19 protein-coding genes are annotated in these 16,559 nt (G+C 62.6%); 7 read left to right on the forward strand and 12 right to left on the reverse strand.

Going from position 1 to position 16,559, the window contains the following annotated elements:
- Positions 1–42 precede the first annotated feature (42 nt).
- Positions 43–1,044, forward strand: a complete 1,002-nt coding sequence (locus NKI32_RS01925) for a rhamnose ABC transporter substrate-binding protein (RefSeq protein WP_023737811.1) — start codon at positions 43–45, stop codon at positions 1,042–1,044.
- A gap of 68 nt (positions 1,045–1,112) precedes the next feature.
- The gene (locus NKI32_RS01930; RefSeq protein ID WP_353001661.1) at positions 1,113–1,874 is read left to right on the forward strand and encodes a glutamine amidotransferase; all 762 of its coding nucleotides are present in this window, start codon (positions 1,113–1,115) and stop codon (positions 1,872–1,874) included.
- Positions 1,875–1,896: 22 nt separating this feature from the next.
- Here NKI32_RS01930 and NKI32_RS01935 read toward each other — a convergent pair whose 3' ends face one another.
- Positions 1,897–2,328, reverse strand: coding sequence for a MarR family winged helix-turn-helix transcriptional regulator (locus tag NKI32_RS01935; protein WP_353001662.1), 432 nt, complete (start codon positions 2,326–2,328; stop codon positions 1,897–1,899).
- 150 nt (positions 2,329–2,478) lie between these two features.
- Between NKI32_RS01935 and NKI32_RS01940 the strand changes: the two genes are divergently transcribed.
- Positions 2,479–3,321, forward strand: coding sequence for an alpha/beta fold hydrolase (locus NKI32_RS01940; protein WP_156929740.1), 843 nt, complete (start codon positions 2,479–2,481; stop codon positions 3,319–3,321).
- 99 nt (positions 3,322–3,420) lie between these two features.
- Here NKI32_RS01940 and NKI32_RS01945 read toward each other — a convergent pair whose 3' ends face one another.
- Positions 3,421–4,335, reverse strand: a complete 915-nt coding sequence (locus NKI32_RS01945; protein ID WP_352510481.1) for an alpha/beta fold hydrolase — start codon at positions 4,333–4,335, stop codon at positions 3,421–3,423.
- A 141-nt stretch (positions 4,336–4,476) separates the two neighbouring features.
- Positions 4,477–5,721, reverse strand: a complete 1,245-nt coding sequence (locus tag NKI32_RS01950; protein WP_023737816.1) for an MFS transporter — start codon at positions 5,719–5,721, stop codon at positions 4,477–4,479.
- A 204-nt stretch (positions 5,722–5,925) separates the two neighbouring features.
- On the opposite strand from NKI32_RS01950, the gene NKI32_RS01955 reads away from it, so the two are divergent.
- Positions 5,926–6,798: an AraC family transcriptional regulator gene (locus tag NKI32_RS01955; protein ID WP_353001665.1), complete on the forward strand. Its 873-nt coding sequence runs from the start codon at positions 5,926–5,928 to the stop codon at positions 6,796–6,798.
- A gap of 36 nt (positions 6,799–6,834) precedes the next feature.
- Here NKI32_RS01955 and NKI32_RS01960 read toward each other — a convergent pair whose 3' ends face one another.
- The 9 genes from NKI32_RS01960 to NKI32_RS02000 all read right to left on the reverse strand — a co-directional run bounded on the left by NKI32_RS01960 (position 6,835) and on the right by NKI32_RS02000 (position 14,666).
- Complete coding sequence (locus tag NKI32_RS01960) at positions 6,835–7,806, reverse strand: Bug family tripartite tricarboxylate transporter substrate binding protein (protein ID WP_353001667.1); 972 nt, start codon at positions 7,804–7,806, stop codon at positions 6,835–6,837.
- Positions 7,807–7,952: 146 nt separating this feature from the next.
- Positions 7,953–8,468, reverse strand: coding sequence for a hypothetical protein (locus NKI32_RS01965; RefSeq protein WP_352459853.1), 516 nt, complete (start codon positions 8,466–8,468; stop codon positions 7,953–7,955).
- A gap of 92 nt (positions 8,469–8,560) precedes the next feature.
- Entirely contained in the window at positions 8,561–9,496 is a 936-nt protein-coding gene (locus NKI32_RS01970; protein ID WP_023686119.1) for a ribose-phosphate pyrophosphokinase, read from the reverse strand.
- A gap of 141 nt (positions 9,497–9,637) precedes the next feature.
- Complete coding sequence (locus tag NKI32_RS01975; RefSeq protein WP_023695795.1) at positions 9,638–10,225, reverse strand: hypothetical protein; 588 nt, start codon at positions 10,223–10,225, stop codon at positions 9,638–9,640.
- Positions 10,226–10,280: 55 nt separating this feature from the next.
- Complete coding sequence (locus NKI32_RS01980) at positions 10,281–11,432, reverse strand: M24 family metallopeptidase (protein ID WP_023695794.1); 1,152 nt, start codon at positions 11,430–11,432, stop codon at positions 10,281–10,283.
- Positions 11,432–12,226, reverse strand: a complete 795-nt coding sequence (pgeF, locus tag NKI32_RS01985) for a peptidoglycan editing factor PgeF (RefSeq protein WP_023695793.1) — start codon at positions 12,224–12,226, stop codon at positions 11,432–11,434. Before pgeF ends, NKI32_RS01980 begins: the two co-directional genes overlap by 1 nt.
- Positions 12,227–12,377: 151 nt before the next feature.
- The gene (locus NKI32_RS01990) at positions 12,378–13,442 is read right to left on the reverse strand and encodes a class I SAM-dependent methyltransferase (protein ID WP_031201313.1); all 1,065 of its coding nucleotides are present in this window, start codon (positions 13,440–13,442) and stop codon (positions 12,378–12,380) included.
- Complete coding sequence (gene lgt, locus NKI32_RS01995; protein WP_353001669.1) at positions 13,439–14,323, reverse strand: prolipoprotein diacylglyceryl transferase; 885 nt, start codon at positions 14,321–14,323, stop codon at positions 13,439–13,441. Before lgt ends, NKI32_RS01990 begins: the two co-directional genes overlap by 4 nt.
- 103 nt (positions 14,324–14,426) lie before the next feature.
- Positions 14,427–14,666: a BrnA antitoxin family protein gene (locus tag NKI32_RS02000; protein WP_023821596.1), complete on the reverse strand. Its 240-nt coding sequence runs from the start codon at positions 14,664–14,666 to the stop codon at positions 14,427–14,429.
- Positions 14,667–15,063: 397 nt separating this feature from the next.
- On the opposite strand from NKI32_RS02000, the gene NKI32_RS02005 reads away from it, so the two are divergent.
- The 3 genes from NKI32_RS02005 (at position 15,064) to NKI32_RS02015 (ending at position 16,549) form a co-directional block, all read left to right on the forward strand.
- On the forward strand, positions 15,064–15,366 hold the full coding sequence (locus tag NKI32_RS02005) for an accessory factor UbiK family protein (RefSeq protein ID WP_353001671.1): 303 nt from the start codon (positions 15,064–15,066) through the stop codon (positions 15,364–15,366).
- A gap of 316 nt (positions 15,367–15,682) precedes the next feature.
- Positions 15,683–16,183, forward strand: coding sequence for a type III secretion system chaperone family protein (locus tag NKI32_RS02010; RefSeq protein WP_006202532.1), 501 nt, complete (start codon positions 15,683–15,685; stop codon positions 16,181–16,183).
- A gap of 6 nt (positions 16,184–16,189) precedes the next feature.
- Positions 16,190–16,549 (forward strand): tRNA-binding protein, encoded by a 360-nt coding sequence (locus NKI32_RS02015; RefSeq protein ID WP_023672028.1) that lies wholly within the window; start codon positions 16,190–16,192, stop codon positions 16,547–16,549.
- Positions 16,550–16,559 lie beyond the last annotated feature (10 nt).

The following is a 16,559-nucleotide window of genomic DNA, read 5'->3' on the forward strand; positions in this document are numbered from 1 at the left end:
GGGCCCCTTTCTTCAAGCCCGAATTCTGACGGAGGAGACACAATGAAAGCGTTTAGAATAGCCCTGCTCGCATCCGCGGTTCTGCTTGCGCCGGCCTCGCTGGCATACAGCCAGGAATGCGCCAAGGAACCTGTAACGGTCGGCTTCCTGCCCAAGCTCGACACCGATCCCTACTTCAAGGTGGCTTTCGGCGGCGCCGAGGAGGCTGCGAAGGAAATTGGCGGCACCGCCACCCAGGTCGCCCCGTCGCAGGCGACGGCCGAGGCACAGATCGAATTCATCAACAGCCTGGTGTCGCAGAAGGTCGGGGTCATCGCTATCGCCGGCAACGACGCCAATGCGGTTGCGCCTGCGCTGAAGCGCGCCGTTCAGCAAGGCGTCCGGGTGATCTCGTACGATTCCGACGTCGCGGCCGATGCGCGCGCGGTGTTCGTGAACCAGGTGAAGGGCGACAGTCTGGCCGAAATGATGCTGGAAAGCGCATTCAACCTCAGCGGCGGCGAAGGCGAGTTCGCCATCCTGTCGTCGACGCCGACGGCGACCAACCAGAACGCCTGGATCGACTTCATGAAGGCGAAGATGGCGGCAGAGCCGAAATACGCCAAGATGAAACTGATGCAGGTCGCCTATGGCGAGGAGAGCGAGCAGGTCAACCAGCAGCAGGCCTTGGCGCTGGTGCAGGCGTTTCCGGATCTCAAGGTGATCATCGTGCCGGCAGGCATTGGCCTTCCGGCGGCCGCGCGCGCACTCGAGGAAGCCGGCATGATCGGCAAGGTCAAGCTGACCGGCCTTGCGCCGGCCACTTTGATTTCGAAATACATCAAGGATGGCGCTGCCCAGGATATCTGGTGGAATGTCACCGATCTCGGCTACCTGACCTATCAGGCGGCCCAGGCGCTGGCGCAGTGCAAGATCACCGGCAAGGAAGGTGAGAAGTTCACGGCAGGGAGGCTCGGCGAGTACACTATTGGGGCCAGCGGCGAACTGATCCTCGGCCCGGCCAAGATCGTGACGCCGGAAAACCTGGCCGAGTTCAAGTTCTAAGCCTCCCAAGGACCGGCGGGCGCCGGTTCAAGCCGGCGCCCGCTCAGTCGAAAAGCGTGAGGGCGACGATGAAACTCTTGCTGGCAGGCGAGACCTTCGCGGCGACGACGTCGGTCGCTGTCGGCGGCGACGTTCTGACAAGTGCGACATGGGTGAATGGCGCGACGGCCTTCAATGCCGCACTTGCCGCAGAGGGCATAGCGGTGACGCAGATCGGTGGCGATCGCTGCGCGGCCGAATTTCCGTATGACCTCGACGCGCTGGCCGAATACCAGGCGGTGGTGATCTCCGATATCGGCGCGCTGACCTTGCTGGTCACGCCGGAGGCCCGCGCCGGGCGCATCGGCGTCAACCGCCTCGACGTCCTCAAGGCCTATGTCGAAGGCGGCGGCGGGCTGATGCTGGCCGGCGGCTATATGGGGTTCCAAGGCATGTTCGGCACGGCGCGTTTCCACGACACCCCGGTCGAGGACGTGCTGCCCGTGCGCTGCCTGCCATTCTCGGACGGGCTGGAAGTGCCGCAAGGCCTGCAGCCGTCGATCCTTCAGGCGTCGCATCCGATCCTTGCCGGTGTCGCGGGTCCGTTGCCACCGATCCTCGGCATGAACAAACTCGATTTCAGGCGCGACGGCTCGTCCCAGCTTCTGGCGACCTGCCATTATCGTGGCACGGACTGGCCGCTGCTTGCGGTTCGTGAGCATGGCCGTGGCCGCACCGTCGCGTGGGCGACCGACATCGGCCCGCACTGGCTGTCGCAGGACTTTTTGGGATGGCCGCTCTACGGCAAGCTGATGGGCAACGTCGTGCGCTGGCTGGCCGGCAAGGATTAAGCCTGGCGTGTTTGTAGGGCAGCTAGTCCGGCTTGCTGCTCAACGCTTCGCGCAGCGCCTGGATCCGCCGATTCAAGGCATCGAGATCAGCCATCGTCATGCCCGAGCGTTCGATCAGGGTTTCGTTGAGGCAGTTGCACTGGACGAGCAGCGAGCGGCCGGCAGGCGTCAGGTCGACCTGCACTTGGCGCTCGTCCGTCTGGCTGCGCTGGCGGGTGACGAGACCGGCCTGTTCCATGCGCTTCACCAGCGGCGTGATGGTGCTCGATTCCAAAGCGAGCCTGTGCGCAATCGAGCCGACCGACATCCCGCCGGCTTCGGCAAGTGCGTTCAGCCCGAGGTATTGCGGATAGGTGATGCCCATCTCGTCCAGCATGGGCTTGTAGGTGCGGTTGATTGCCATGCTGGTGGCGTAAAGCGTGAAACAGAGCTGGTTGTCCAACGGGAGAGGCACGAGGCATTCCTTTGCCGACTGAGCACACCAATATGTACCACGAAAAATGATATCGCGGTACATATTTTCTGTAGACAAGGATTTGGACCTGCGCTAGTCATATGGTTATCGCGATATTGATTATCGCGGAAGCAATCAATGGAGAGCGAGATGACCAAGCCCGGCAGCAGCACGATCACCACCAAGGACGGCACCGAAATTTTCTACAAGGATTGGGGAACGGGACAACCCATCGTCTTCCATCACGGCTGGCCGCTGAGCAGCGACGACTGGGACGCCCAGATGCTGTTCTTCCTGTCCAAGGGGTACCGCGTCATTGCCCATGACCGGCGCGGCCATGGCCGCTCGACCCAGACCGATACCGGCAACGAGATGGATACTTATGCCGCCGATGTCGCGGAACTTGCGGCGCATCTCGACCTCAAGGACGCCATCCATGTCGGCCATTCTACCGGTGGCGGCGAAGTGGCCCGCTATGTCGCGAAGTACGGCTCCGGCGGCCGTGTCGCCAAGGCCGCGCTGCTCGGCGCGGTGCCGCCGATCATGCTGAAGACGGCGGCCAATCCCGGCGGCCTGCCGATCGAGGTTTTCGACGGTTTCCGCTCCGCCCAGGCAGCCAACCGCGCCCAGTTTTTCCACGATGTTGCGGCCGGCCCGTTCTACGGCTTCAACCGCCCCGGCGCCCAGGTGTCGCAGGCTGTCGTCGAGAATTGGTGGCGCCAGGGCATGATGGGCGGCACCAAGGCGCATTACGATTGCATCAAGGCGTTCTCGGAAACCGACTTCACCGACGATCTGAAGGCCATCGACGTGCCGGTGCTGGTGATGCATGGCGACGACGACCAGATCGTTCCGATCGCCGACTCCGCGCTGCTGGCTGTCAAGCTGCTCAAAAAGGGCGAGCTCAAGGTCTACAAGGGCTTCCCGCACGGCATGGCGACGACCCATGCCGATGTCATCAATGCCGACCTCCTGGCCTTCTTCAAGGCGTAGAACCGTTCAGTTGAATAGACATCGTCCAGTCGGATAAGCAAGGCACCCGCCGCCGGGCGGGTGCCTTTGCTTTCATCGAAATGTCAGCGAGGCGGTGCCTTATTTATCGAGAAAACCAGTGATCACTTTGACGGTCGCGTCGGGGTTTTCCTCCATGATCCAGTGACCGGAGTCGGGCACGATGCCGCTCGTGACATCGGTCGCAACAAGCCGCAGGAGATCGGCCTGCGTGGTGCCGGCGGATTTTTCACCGCCGACAGCCAGCACCGGCATGGTCAGTTTGCCGCCGGCGGCAAGCATCGCCTGGTTGTCGATCGCGTCCTGGTCAAACGCCTTGAACTGCTCGAAAGCGTCATGCATCGCATGCGGGCGGGCATAGAGTCTGGCGTAGTGCTTGCGCGTGGCCTCGTCGATCTTCTTGGGGTCTGCCGACAGTTCGTTGTAGAAGCGATCGAGATAGATGCGCTCGCGCCCTGCGACCAGCCGCTCCATATCCGGGCCGCGGAAGTTGAAGTGCCAAAGCAGCGGGCTTTGCTTGATCTTTTCCCAATCGCCGATGCCGGGCAGCGGCGCATCGATGATGACCCATTTGGTGATGCGCTTGGGATATTGCGCGGCAAGCGCATAGCCGACCATGTTGCCGATGTCGTGGGTGACGAGATCTGCCTTGTCGATCTTCAGGGCATCCAACACGCCGGCGATGTCGACGGCCTGGTTCTTCTTGGCGTAGCCCGCTTCCGGGTGGGCCGACAGACCCATGCCGCGCAGGTCCGGCACGATGACGGTGTGGTCCTTTGCGAGGGCGATGGCCGCGGCGCCCCACATGTCTCCGGTATCGGCAAAGCCGTGCAGCAGCACGACGGCGGGACCCTTGCCGCCAACGCGCACATAGAGTTTGGTGCCGTTGGTTTCGACGGACTGCGTCTTGAAACCCGGCGGAAAAGGAACGATGCGTGCCGTCGCCGGCAAGGTAACAAGAAGCACACCCAATACGGCCAATACGATCTTGCGCATGTCATCCCCCAGAGACGTCGAAGGCCCCAAGCCTTCGTTGATGACTATCTCTAGCAGGCTTTTCAACCAGCGCATGGTGAAAGAATCACAGAGGGCGCAGCAATGCCGCGCCCTGCGTCAAATCCGCAAAATCGACCGGTTTTATCTGGCCGCCGCCTGCGCCTTCCTGGCTTCCTTCATGTTGGGCAGGAACACCGTCAGCAGGCCGAGCAGCGGCAGATACGAGCAGATCTGGAAGACGAAATCGATGCCTTTCATGTCGGCGACGACGCCGAGCACGGCTGCGGCGATGCCGCCCATGCCGAAGGCGAAGCCGAAGAAGATCCCGGCGATCGTGCCAACACGTCCCGGCACCAACTCCTGGGCAAACACCACGATGTTGGAGAAGGCCGAGGACAGGATCAGCCCGATCAGCACCGTCAGCACCATCGTCCATTCGAAATTGGCGTAGGGCAAAGCGAGCGTGAACGGCAGCACGCCGACGATCGAGAACCAGATCATCGCCTTCTGGCCATAGCGGTCGCCGAACGGGCCGCCGAGCAGGATGCCCAGCGCCGAGGCGCCAAGGAACAGGAACAGCATGACCTGGCTCATCTGCACCGAAACGCCGAATTTATGGATGGAATAGAAGGTGTAGTAGCTGGAGAGCGAGGCGATGTAAGCGTTCTTGGTCAGCACCAGCAGCGTCAGCACCGCCAGCGCTCCCATCACCTTCTTGCGCGGGAAGGGCGAGACGAAGCTTGCTGCCTTGCGATTACCTTGCGCGGCGCGCATCCGGCTGTACCAGCCGCCGACTCGCGACAAAACGATGATGCCGATCAGCGAACCGATGGCGAACCAGGAAATGCTGGTCTGGCCGAAGGGCACGACGATGAAGGCGGCGAGCAGCGGTCCCATCGACTGGCCGAAATTGCCGCCGACCTGGAACAGCGATTGCGCCAGGCCAAAGCGGCCGCCCGAGGCAAAGCGGGCAATGCGCGAGGATTCCGGATGGAAGATCGCCGAGCCGATGCCGATCAGCGAGGCGCCGACCAGAAGCAGCGCATAATGACCGGCATAGGCCAGCACGACCAGGCCGATCAGCGAGGACGCCATGCCATAGGGCAGGGAATAGGGCATTGGCCGCTTGTCGGTGATCATGCCGATGATCGGCTGCAGCAGCGACGCCGTGACCTGGAAGGTGAAGGTCAAAAGACCAATCTGCCAGAAATCGAGACCGTAATTCTCTTTCAGCAACGGATAGATCGCCGGCAGCAGCGACTGCATGATGTCGTTGATGCCATGGCAAAAGCTTACGGCCAGGATGACGGTGAAGGCGGTTGCCTGGACTGAGGGGAGGCTAGCGCTTGGCTGCGGCGCAATGCTGGTGGCTGTCGTATCGGTCAAGGCAGGCTCCGAGGTCTTTTTGGCGGGGCATTACCCGCAGGCAGGCTTGGGCGGCCGCTCCCGCGGACCGCCGTAAGGACGCTCGTCTGAAGCGCCTTGAAGGACGCCCCTACGGAGCGCCTTGGGGATGGTTCCTTATAAGCTGCTTGCGAGGCGACTTCTTTCGTGGTTTGGTCCAATAGTTTCGCAAGTGGGCCATAGCCGATGCCACATGGCAGGGACATCTTCCGCGTCGGCAATGCCGATCTCGGCCGATTGCATGAAAGCCGCTGGCAGTGGCTGGAAGAAGTTTCCGGGCCGGCGGTGGCTTTGCCGACCGAATACCCCGATGGTTACCACGTGCCGCAACACCGCCACAGCCGCAGCCAGTTGCTGCATGCGCTGGTCGGTGTCGTGCTGGTGACGACCAGGTACGGGCGCTGGATGGTGCCGCCCGACCACGCAATGTGGATACCGGCCGGCACCGAGCATTCCGTCGAAATGCTGGGCGATGTCTCGATGCGCTCGGTCTATGTCATGCCGGGCGCGATCCCCGGCCTGCCGGAAGGCTTGCGCGTCGTCGGCGTCACCGAGCTGATGCACAGCCTGATCGTAGAATCGGAAAAGCTGCCGCAAGGCGGCGAACTGGAAGGCCGCGGCGGGCTGATCATGAACCTGTTGCTGCACGAGATCCCGACCTTGCCGGAACGGCCGCTCGGGCTGCCGTTCCCGTCCGACCCGAAGCTGGCGGCGCTCTGCCGACGCTTTGTCGCGGCACCTTCGCCGCACGCCACGATCGACGAGTGGGCGGATGCCGCAGGCATGAGCCGCCGTTCGTTCACCCGCGCCTTCCAGCGCCAGACCGGACTGTCCTTGTCGACTTGGCGCCAGCAGGCCTGCCTGTTTGCGGCACTTCCCAGGCTCGCCGATGGCGAGCCGATCACCAGGGTGGCGCTCGACCTCGGTTATGACAGCGTGCCGGCATTCATAACCATGTTCAAGCGCATGCTCGGGGCCTCGCCGCGCGGCTATATGCGCGGCGCCCGCGACGAAGGCATGCGGCGGGCTCAGCCTCGACTTGAGGCCCCGGCGCCGTAGCGCCAGGAAAAAGCCCGCAGCACTTTGTCGTAGGCCCTAGTCCAGCTGAACGCCGCTGGCCTTGACGATCGGTTCCCATTTGGCGAGTTCGGCCTTCACATGCGCTCCAAGCTCTTCCGGGGTGGAGGCCACGATCGAGGCGCTGAACTGGGCCATGCGGGCGATCACATCAGGGTCTTTCAGGGCTTCAACTGCCGCCTTCTGAAGAACGGCGACGAACTCCGGCGGCGTGCCTGCGGGCGCGAACAGAGCGTTCCAGCTGTAGGTTTCATAGCCGGGAATGGTTTCGGCAATGGCCGGTATGTCGGGGAAGGAGGGAACGCGCTCCTTGGTGGTGACGCCAAGCGCTCTCAGCGTCCCGCTCTTGATATGGCCCGATGAAGAGGGGAGGTTGTCGAACATCATCGGCACCTGATTGCCGATAACGTCGTTCAAGGCCGGTCCGGCGCCCTTGTAGGGAATGTGCTGCATACTGACGCCGGCCATCGTCTTGAAAAGCTCGCCGGAGAGATGGAGCGGGGTGCCATTGCCTGATGAGGCGTAGGCATATTTGTCCGGATCCTTCTTCAGCATCTCGATCAGTTCCTTGACGTCCTTGGCAGGGAATTCAGGGTTCACGACCAGGACGTTTGGCACCAGCACGAGCAACGATATCGGCGCAAAATCCTTCTCCGCATCGTAGGGCTTTGTCTTCAGGATCAGCGGGTTGAGCGCGTGGGTTGCGACCGTGCCCATCAGGATCGTGTAGCCGTCCGGTTCGGCTCGGGCGACCTGGGCAGCGCCGATGCTGCCCCCGGCGCCGCCGACATTTTCGACGACAATCTGCTGGCCCAGCTTTTCGGACATCTTGTTGGCGACTAGGCGCGCGACCAGATCCGTCGAGCCACCGGCGGAAAAGGGGACAACCATGGTGATGGTCCGGTCTGGAAAATCGGCGGCCCAGGCCGCCGGTGCTGAAAGGGTGGCTGCGATGGAAACCGCGAGCCCGAGCAAAGTCCTACGCCGCATCTGCTACTCCTCCGTTGATTGGAGGGGCAGTATGGCCATGGTGAACTCCTCGCACAATGCAACCATGGACTGACTGCCCGCCTCAGGAGATCGGGCTTGACACCGATGCTTCGGTTGGCGTGCGCGAGAACGCCTCACCCCTCAGTTCAATCAGCCTTGGTCCAGCTGAAAACAAGCCATTTGTATCGTGACGTCTCTTCAGGCTCGGCCGTGTAGGTCATCTGCATGTCGCCGCCCTCGGCGTAGATGTCGAGCCTGGGCGCCGTGTCCAGTTCGAGCCACAGGGAATCGTTCTTGAACGACCATGTCCCGCACCAGACGCAAGGCCCCGATGCCGGGTCACCCGGTTGGTGAAAATTGTAGCGGCCGTCCGCCGTGATCTCCAGATAGTCGAAGGCGCCATAAAAGGCGGTCACAGTCTGCTGAAATTCGGTCGCAGCCGCTTCCTGGTCGGGCTTCGCCGGCTCCTTCAGATCACGCGGTGGCCGGATTGCGGACCCTGCGATGCTCCATTTGCCGATGAAATCCTTTTCGGTGGGAAGATATTCCGTTTGCGCCTGCGCGGTCGAAACCGGAGCGATTGTCGGCGCATAGGCCGCGCTCGCGATGCCGATTGCGAGAAGCATTCCTGCGATGCCTGCAGCCTTGATTCGATTGCGCATCAGTTGCGCTCCTTTCACGACGGTTTGGGGCAGATTCCAAAACGAGATTACCCCCGAGCTAGGCCCGTGGGCACGCTTTTGGGCAACATGGATTAATCGAACAGGCTCGACACGGACTCTTCGGTCGCTGTGCGCGAAATCGCCTCGCCCATCAGGTCGGCGATGGAGATGACGCGGATATTCGGGGCGTCGAGCACGCCTTGCGTCGGCTGGATGGAATCGGTGATCACCAGTTCCTGCAGCTTCGAGCCGCTGATCCGGGCGACCGCACCGCCCGACAGCACGCCGTGGGTGATATAGGCGGTGACGCTGGTAGCGCCGTTGGCGAGCAGCGCATCGGCGGCGTTGCACAGCGTGCCGCCGGAATCGACGATGTCGTCGATCAGCAGGCAATCCTTGCCGGCGACCGCGCCGATGATGTTCATCACTTCGGATTCACCGGGACGTTCGCGGCGCTTGTCGACGATGGCCAGTTGTGCGTCGAAGCGTTTGGCGAGCGCGCGGGCGCGCACCACGCCGCCAATATCGGGCGAGACGACGACGACATTGGCAAGCTGTTTGTATTTTGCCTTCACGTCGCGGGCCATCACCGGCACCGAGAACAGATTGTCGGTCGGAATGTCGAAAAAACCTTGGATCTGGCCGGCATGGAGGTCGAGCGTCAAGACGCGGTCGACGCCGGCGCGGGTGATCATGTTGGCGACCAGCTTCGCCGAGATCGGTGTGCGGCCCGAGGCCCGGCGATCCTGCCTGGCGTAACCGAAATAGGGGATGACCGCGGTGATGCGCTTGGCCGAGGAGCGCATGAAGGCATCGATCATGATGAGCAGTTCCATCAGATGATCGTTGGTCGGGAACGAGGTCGACTGCAGGATGAAGACATCCTCGCCGCGCACGTTTTCCTGGATTTCGACGAAGATTTCCTGATCGGCGAAGCGTCTGACGCTGGCCTTGCCCAGCGGGACATTGAGATAGCGGGCGACCGCTTCGGCCAGCACCCGGTTGGAATTGCCCGCGAAAAGCTTCATGCACCGTTCCTGGCGAAGGATGGGGAGGTCCTCTTAATCGGGCTTGTAGCGAGCCGTGCCGGTATTGCAAGCCTCGTTGACGGGAATCCGCCGGCTAATCTCAAAAACGTCAACAGTGAACGGAAGCCGGTAACAGGCGGATCAGCCGGCGCTGCCGCCGAGCCAGGCCGCGAACTGGTCGATCGTCTGGTCGGCGACCGCCTGCATGGTAGCGGGTGCAACCGCGGGCCAGCCTTCGGCGGCATTGACCGAGGGCGCCTTCTGCTGGCCATTGATGCGGTGTAGCCGGTTGCCGGCGGGGTCATAGACGTCCCAGACATAGATAACGGTGGTGTCCTTGCCTTCCGTCATCGTCGAGAAGTAGCCCTTCAGCACATGGGTGGCGGCTTGGTCGGCGCTGCCGGCAAGGGTGATGCCGCGCTGCTTGGCGCGTGTCTGCAGTTCGGCCGTCAGCGGCGTTGCCGCTTCCACCGAGGCGCCGACGATCGGCGCGATCTGCAGCCGGGTCTTCGACAAAGCGGCGGCGCTCTGCGCGGGGTTGGCGGGTGTCGTGGCGCCGACGGCCGGCGCTGGTGTGGCGGCGGGCGCAATGCCCGGGGCAGCCAAGGGCTGAGCCGAGGCTGCCGGCGGCGTGATGGCGGACGGCTCAAGGACGTCCTTGGCGTTGGTGCAAGCGGCCAGCACAAGCGCTGCGAGCAATGACACGGTCGTCACATGCGATCGTCTCATCTGCCCGAAAACTCCTTAGTCGTGAACGCCCCCGCGTGGACCAACCATTATGGATTCACTGTACGATCAAGTCGAGATCATGGCGTGAAAGCGGCTTCGGCTGGGATTCGGTGGTCAGGTAGGTGCGGCCAAGCGTCATCGCCGTCTCGGTTTCGGAGTCCATGATGATCATGTGCGCGAACAATGTCATGTTGGGCGCGATCGGCTCGGGATTGCCCTGGTAGAACATCGGCATGTCCATCCAGGACGGGGTGAAGCGGGCGCCGACGGAATAGCCGCAGGCATTCAACCGATGCTTGGTCAGGCTGTGCGCCTCCAGCGTGCGGGCATGCGCGTCGAAGACGTCGCCGAAGGTGTTGCCGGGCGTCATCGCCTTCTCGACCGCCAGAAGAGCCGCGCGGGCGGCGTCGAACAGCTCCTGATGACGCTTCGACGCCTTGCCGGTCAGCACGGTGCGCATCATCGGCGCGTGATAGTGATGGAACACGCCGGCCCATTCGAGCGTCAGCTGATCGTTCTTGGTCAGCTTGCGGCGCCCGGCCTTGTAGCGGCAGAGCAGCGCGTCGATGCCCGAGCCGATGATGAATTCATTGGCCGGATAGTCGCCGCCGCCGGCAAACACCGCGCCCTGCATGGCGGCAAGGATCAGCGCTTCGTCGCCGCCCTGCTTGATCAGCGGCAGGGCCGCTTCGAGCGCGTCGTCGGAAAGGTTGGCGGCCTTTTCGGCCTTGGCGATTTCAGCCGGGCTCTTGAACAGGCGCAGACGGCCGACAATACCGGAGGCGTCGGCGATCTGGCCGAAGGTCTGCAGCTGCTCGTCGACGCGGCGGCCATTGAAGGCGGTCAGGCCATGGGTGTCGTATTCGACGCCGATGCGAGCGCCGAGGAGATTGAGGTCGTTGAGCAGGTTGCGCAGGTCGACCGCCGGGTTGGCGCCGTCGCGGTCGGTCCACAGCACGATGTTGTCGATGATCGATGTGTGGCGCGCCTGGCGCAAATCGGCCGAGCGGGTGAGCAGCACCATAGAGCCGTCAGCCTTCATAACCAGGCACTGGAAGAAACAGAAGCCGAACGTGTCGTAGCCGGTTAGCCAGTACATGCTCTCCTGGGCGAAAAGCAGTACAGCATCGAGCTTCTTTTCCGTCATCTCGATCATCAACCGGTCACGCCGGGCGTCAAATTCCGACCGTTCGAAATGCAGCGCCATTATCCGTTCTCCAAAACAATTGCCGAAACCTGCCGACCGTAGTCCGGTTCCTTGCGATGCGTCGCGCGCCGGTAGGAAAAGAAGAGATCCTCCTCAGCATAGGTGCAGCGGCCAAGCCCCTGCGCGGTCACGCCAGCCTTCTTCAGCCGGTCGACCGTATACAGGTTGAGATCGAACATTGCATGCGCCGGATTGGCCGAAGGCGCGAAATAGCCGATGTTTTCGGCATCGGCTTCGACGAAACGGGCGACGAATTCCGGCCCGACCTCGTAATTGTCGGGGCCGATCGAAGGACCGAGAACCGCAATGATGCGCTCACGGCGGGCGCCAAGGCTTTCCATCGCGGCAATGGTGTTTTCAAGCACGCCGGTAAAAGCGCCCTTCCAGCCGGCATGCGCTGCGCCAATGATGCGCGCTTGAGCATCGGCGAACAGCACGGGGCCGCAATCGGCCGTCGAGGCGCCGATGGCGATGCCCGGCCGGTCGGTGACGATGGCGTCGGCCTTGGGCCGCGGGCCGGGAAAGGGTTCCCTGGCAATAACGACATCGGGCGAGTGGACCTGATGCGCGGTCAGGAGATGGCTGGCCGGCACACCCATCCAGGCAGCGACGCGGCGGCGGTTCTCGGCGACCAGCATCTGATCGTCATCCGAGCCGGTGCCGATGTTAAGTCCCTGATAGATGCCGCCGGAGACGCCGCCGATACGGGTGAAATAGCCATGGCGGATACCTCGCGGCTTGGCCGCTTCCAGCAGCGGCGAGCGAACAGGATCCGGTTTGGTCTGATTCAGCATGGATGGGTTTGTTGTCCGCGCCGGCGTTTTCGTCAAGGCGAAGTTCGGCCGAGTGATTGCGACAGTGCTGCCGCGTCGACTTTGCATTGGCCAAAAGCAGGCATGCGACCATAGGCGGCGTCGCGGGACGGCTTGTAACGATCTCTGAGGGTCAGACTGGCTGATGCGGCAGGATTTTCAGGATTTTGAACAGCGTGCCCATGCCGTCGGATCCGGCCAGGCGCTCGACGGCATCGGCAATGGTTTGTCGTGCCTCTTGGCTTGCCTGGCTGCCCAACTGGCCAGCTCGCTCAAGCAATCCCATGCCAAGCAGAAAGTCGCCCTGCGTCGCCAATTCCACATCGAGGCCATGTGCCCGCACGACGGCGGCCAGTGCAGCGAAGTCGACATGGGCGGTGAGATCGGCTTCGCCGGGATTGGCCAGCACATCTTCGGGGGCGTGCCTGCGCACGGCCTGCAATGTGTCGCCGAAACCGGGCTGGAGATGGCCGTAATCGGGGAACAGCCCGGCGCCGCCGTGGTCGGCTATGCGTTCGGCAATGGTCGCCATCAGTGCCGCGCGGGCCGGTGCTATTTCGAAAATAGAGCCTTGTGGCGCCTCGGCGGCGTCTTCCGGCAGCAGCGTCGCCTCGACCGAGCCGGCGCCGGCGAAGAAGCTCAACTCGTCTGAGACGTCAAGGCCGATCACCCGTTCGCGCCAGCCGGCGCCGGCGCGGATGAACTGGCGGATCGGCACAGCGTCGAACAATTCGTTGCCGACAATCAGCAACGGCGCCTGCGGTAGTGTGGCGATGGTTTCGTGCCAGCCGAGCTCAACCGAAGTTTCGGCAAGCGTCTGCTTCTGGATTTCAGTCAGCCGCGGACTGGTCTCGACCAGGGCGAAGGAGGCTCCGGCGGCGATAGCCGGATCGAGCCGCGTCAGGGTGCGAAGCATGTCCTTCATCAGCGTGCCGCGGCCAGGCCCGATCTCCGCGATGGTGACCGGCAGCGGTCGGCCGATCGCCAGCCAGGCCTGATAGAGCCAGACGGCGACGAGTTCGCCGAACATCTGGCTGATCTCGGGTGCGGTGACGAAGTCGCCGGCGGCGCCGAACGGCTCGCGCGTGGTGTAGTAGCCGTCGCTGGGATCGAACAGGCAGAGCGCCATGTACTCGTTGACGGGGAGGGGCCCGAGCGCGCCGATCAGGTCGACGATGCGGGTCTTCAGCCGTGTCATGCCGGCTGTGGTTGCGGCGCCGGTTTGGCGGTGGCCATCGCCCAGATGCCGGCCAGCACCATCGGCAGCGACAGCACCATGCCCATGGTGAGCCAGCCGCCGAGGAGGTAGCCGAGCTGCTGGTCGGGCTCGCGGAAGAACTCGACGAAGATGCGTGACAGGCCGTAGCCGCAAATGAAGGCGCCGCCGACAAAGCGCGACGTCTTCAGCTTCAGCCGCGAATGGGTGAGGAAGCGCAGGACCAGGAACAGCACCGCGCCCTCGAGCAGCGCTTCGTAGAGCTGGCTCGGATGGCGAGGCTCCAGGCCCGCGACACAACCCGCCACGGTCTGCTGGAGACGCTCGTTGCAGAAGACGACGCCCCACGACACGTCGGTCACGCGACCCCAGAGTTCGGCATTGACGAAGTTCGCGATGCGGACGAGGCCGAGCCCGACCGGCACGCCGGCTGCCACCACGTCGAACAGCGTCCAGGTGCGGATGCCGCGCTTGAGGGAAAACAGCGTCATGGCGAGGATGACGCCAAGCAGGCCGCCATGGAACGACATGCCGCCCTGCCAGACGGCGAAGATGTCGAGCGGGTGGTCGATATAGCGCTTTAAATCGTAGAACAGCACATAGCCGGTGCGGCCGCCAAGCACGACGCCGACGGCAGCCCAGACGATGAAATCGTCGAGGTCGATCGGCTTCATCGGCAAGACGCCATCAGGCCACAGCCTTGTGTTGGTGACGAGCCGCTTGGCGTACCACCAGGCGAACAGGATGCCGACGATATAGCCGATGCCGTACCAGTGCACCGCCAGCGGGCCGATCTGAACCAGGATCGGGTCGATGTTGGGGAAGGACAGCGACGCCATCGGCAGCAGGAAATAGTCGTTCAACAGGATCTCCCGGGAGGGCTCGCGTTAGGGCGCGGACCATGCGGCAGGGTTTTGGCGGGGTCAAGGCAAGGTGACGACAGCCTGATCGTCAGAGATAACGGGCTCAACCCTGCGGCTTGCCGGCGACCAATTGCCTGAGCGCATCGTTGATCCTGTCTTGCCAGCCGGGGCCATCTTCCTGGAAATGGTCGAGCACGGCGCGATCGATCCTGATCGAGACAAGCTCGCGAACGTTTGGTGCGGCGGAGGGTTCGCGAACGGGAGGCGCGGGTCTCTTGACCGGCTTGAAGGCCGCTTCAGCGGCTTCCATCGGATTGGTCGGTCGGCGCGGGGGCGTTGCCATTGGTTGATCCTGAATGAGAGTGACTCTTGCCTGGAGCAAGTCGTGAGGAAAACTAGGCCGCTGGTCTGTGAAGACCAGTAACTTCACTTGGTTCTCTCTGCCATTGCCCTGTATTTGGCTTCAAGCCTGTCCAGCACCTCGTCGCCAGGCTAGACCCGGCCCGCACTGGCATCCGAAATGCCCTTTGCGAGTGCTGCATCGAGTGCTGCAAAGCGCTTCTCCAAGTCCGCACTGTCCGTCACGGCAACCGTCGTTCCAAGAATCCATTTGCGATAATAGCAATCTGTCGGCCGGACCGTGAGCCAAATCGCGTCCGACATGAAGCCGCACCAGCTTCAACGTTCTTGCATTCCGCAGGCAGTGCCACTACGTCAATTCCAGCAAGCGAGGATTTGCCATGTCGACCGGACCGAACCGCATTCTCGATGAATTCGCCAAGCTGATGACCGATGCCGCGGGTGCCGCACAAGGCGTGCGCCGCGAGGTGGAGACTGCCTTCAAGGGGCAGGCCGAGCGCATCCTCAACACCATGGATGTGGTGCAGCGCGAGGAGTTCGAGGCTGCCCGCGACATGGCTGCCAAGGCCCGCGATGAAAACACCAGGCTGGCCGCCCGCATCGACGCGCTCGAGGCCAGGCTTGCCGAATTGACCGGACAGGCCGCACCTGCGGCTGCGGCAAAGCCCAAAGCAAAAAAATAAAATTTGAACTTTTCCACAAAGCACAATCCGAAAAAATGCTTTGCCGTGAATCGTTTACCGGCAATGCATGAATCTTTGTGACAGCGCCTTTCCACATGCTGATGACGCAGTACGAAAAATTAGGCTGTTCACGCGACTCCCGATCAATAGACTGAATTTGTTGCATGATTCGGAGCAGGGTCATGCGGCCGGGCGGTGGGGTCCGGTCCGGGGTCTTTGTGTCGTGAAGTCCTGGCCGTCCGAGTTCAAGACAAGATTGTTCGTCGTGTGTGCCCCGCGGAGCGTGTGGCGCTCCCCTGAACACAGGAAGCATTCCATGGAACTTCTCGAACTCGAATTCTCCCGCGAAATCCATCCGGTGGATGTCATCGAGCAGGTCGCCCATAACAATGACTGGTCCTTCGAACGGGCCGGCGATGACGAAATCTCGATCTCGGTTGCCGGCAGCTGGACCGATTATCACGTCTCCTTCTCGTGGATGGAGGACTTCGAGGCGCTGCATCTGGCCTGTGCTTTCGACATCAAGGTGCCGGAAGCCCGCGCGCTGGAAGTGATGCGGCTTTTGTCGCTGATCAACGAGCAGATGCTGTTTGGCCATTTCGATCTCTGGGAGCAGGAGGGCGCGATCATGTTTCGCCAGTCGCTGCTGCTCGCCGGCGGGGTCGAACCGTCGAGCCAGCAGGTCGAGGTGCTTTTGTCGTCGGCGCTTGAAGCCTGCGAGTGCTATTTCCAGGCCTTCCAGTTCGTTGTCTGGTCGGGAACCTCGGCCAAGGATGCGCTGGCCGGCGTCCTGTTCGAGACCTATGGCAACGCTTGAGCTTCCATGAGTTCGAGCAGCGCGCGCAAGCCCGAGATCAGCTTTGCCGATTTTGATCGTGTCGACATCCGTGCCGGCACGATCGTCGAGGCCGAGCCTTTCCCCGAGGCGCGCAAACCCGCCTTCAAGCTGAAGATCGATTTCGGCCCTGAGATCGGCGTGAAGAAATCCTCGGCACAGATCACGAAATACTATGCGCCGGAAACGCTGGTGGGACGGCAGGTGTTTGCGGTGGTGAATTTCCCGCCGCGCCAGATCGGTCCGTTCATGTCGGAAGTGCTCACGCTCGGCTTCCCTGATGAGGAAGGCGCCGTGGTCCTTGGCGCCATCGAGCGCAAGGTGCCGGACGGCGGCAGGTTGTTTTAGGAAGATTGCG

This window comes from Mesorhizobium sp. M0761 (assembly GCF_040320205.1).
Taxonomy (GTDB): Bacteria; Pseudomonadota; Alphaproteobacteria; order Rhizobiales; family Rhizobiaceae; genus Mesorhizobium.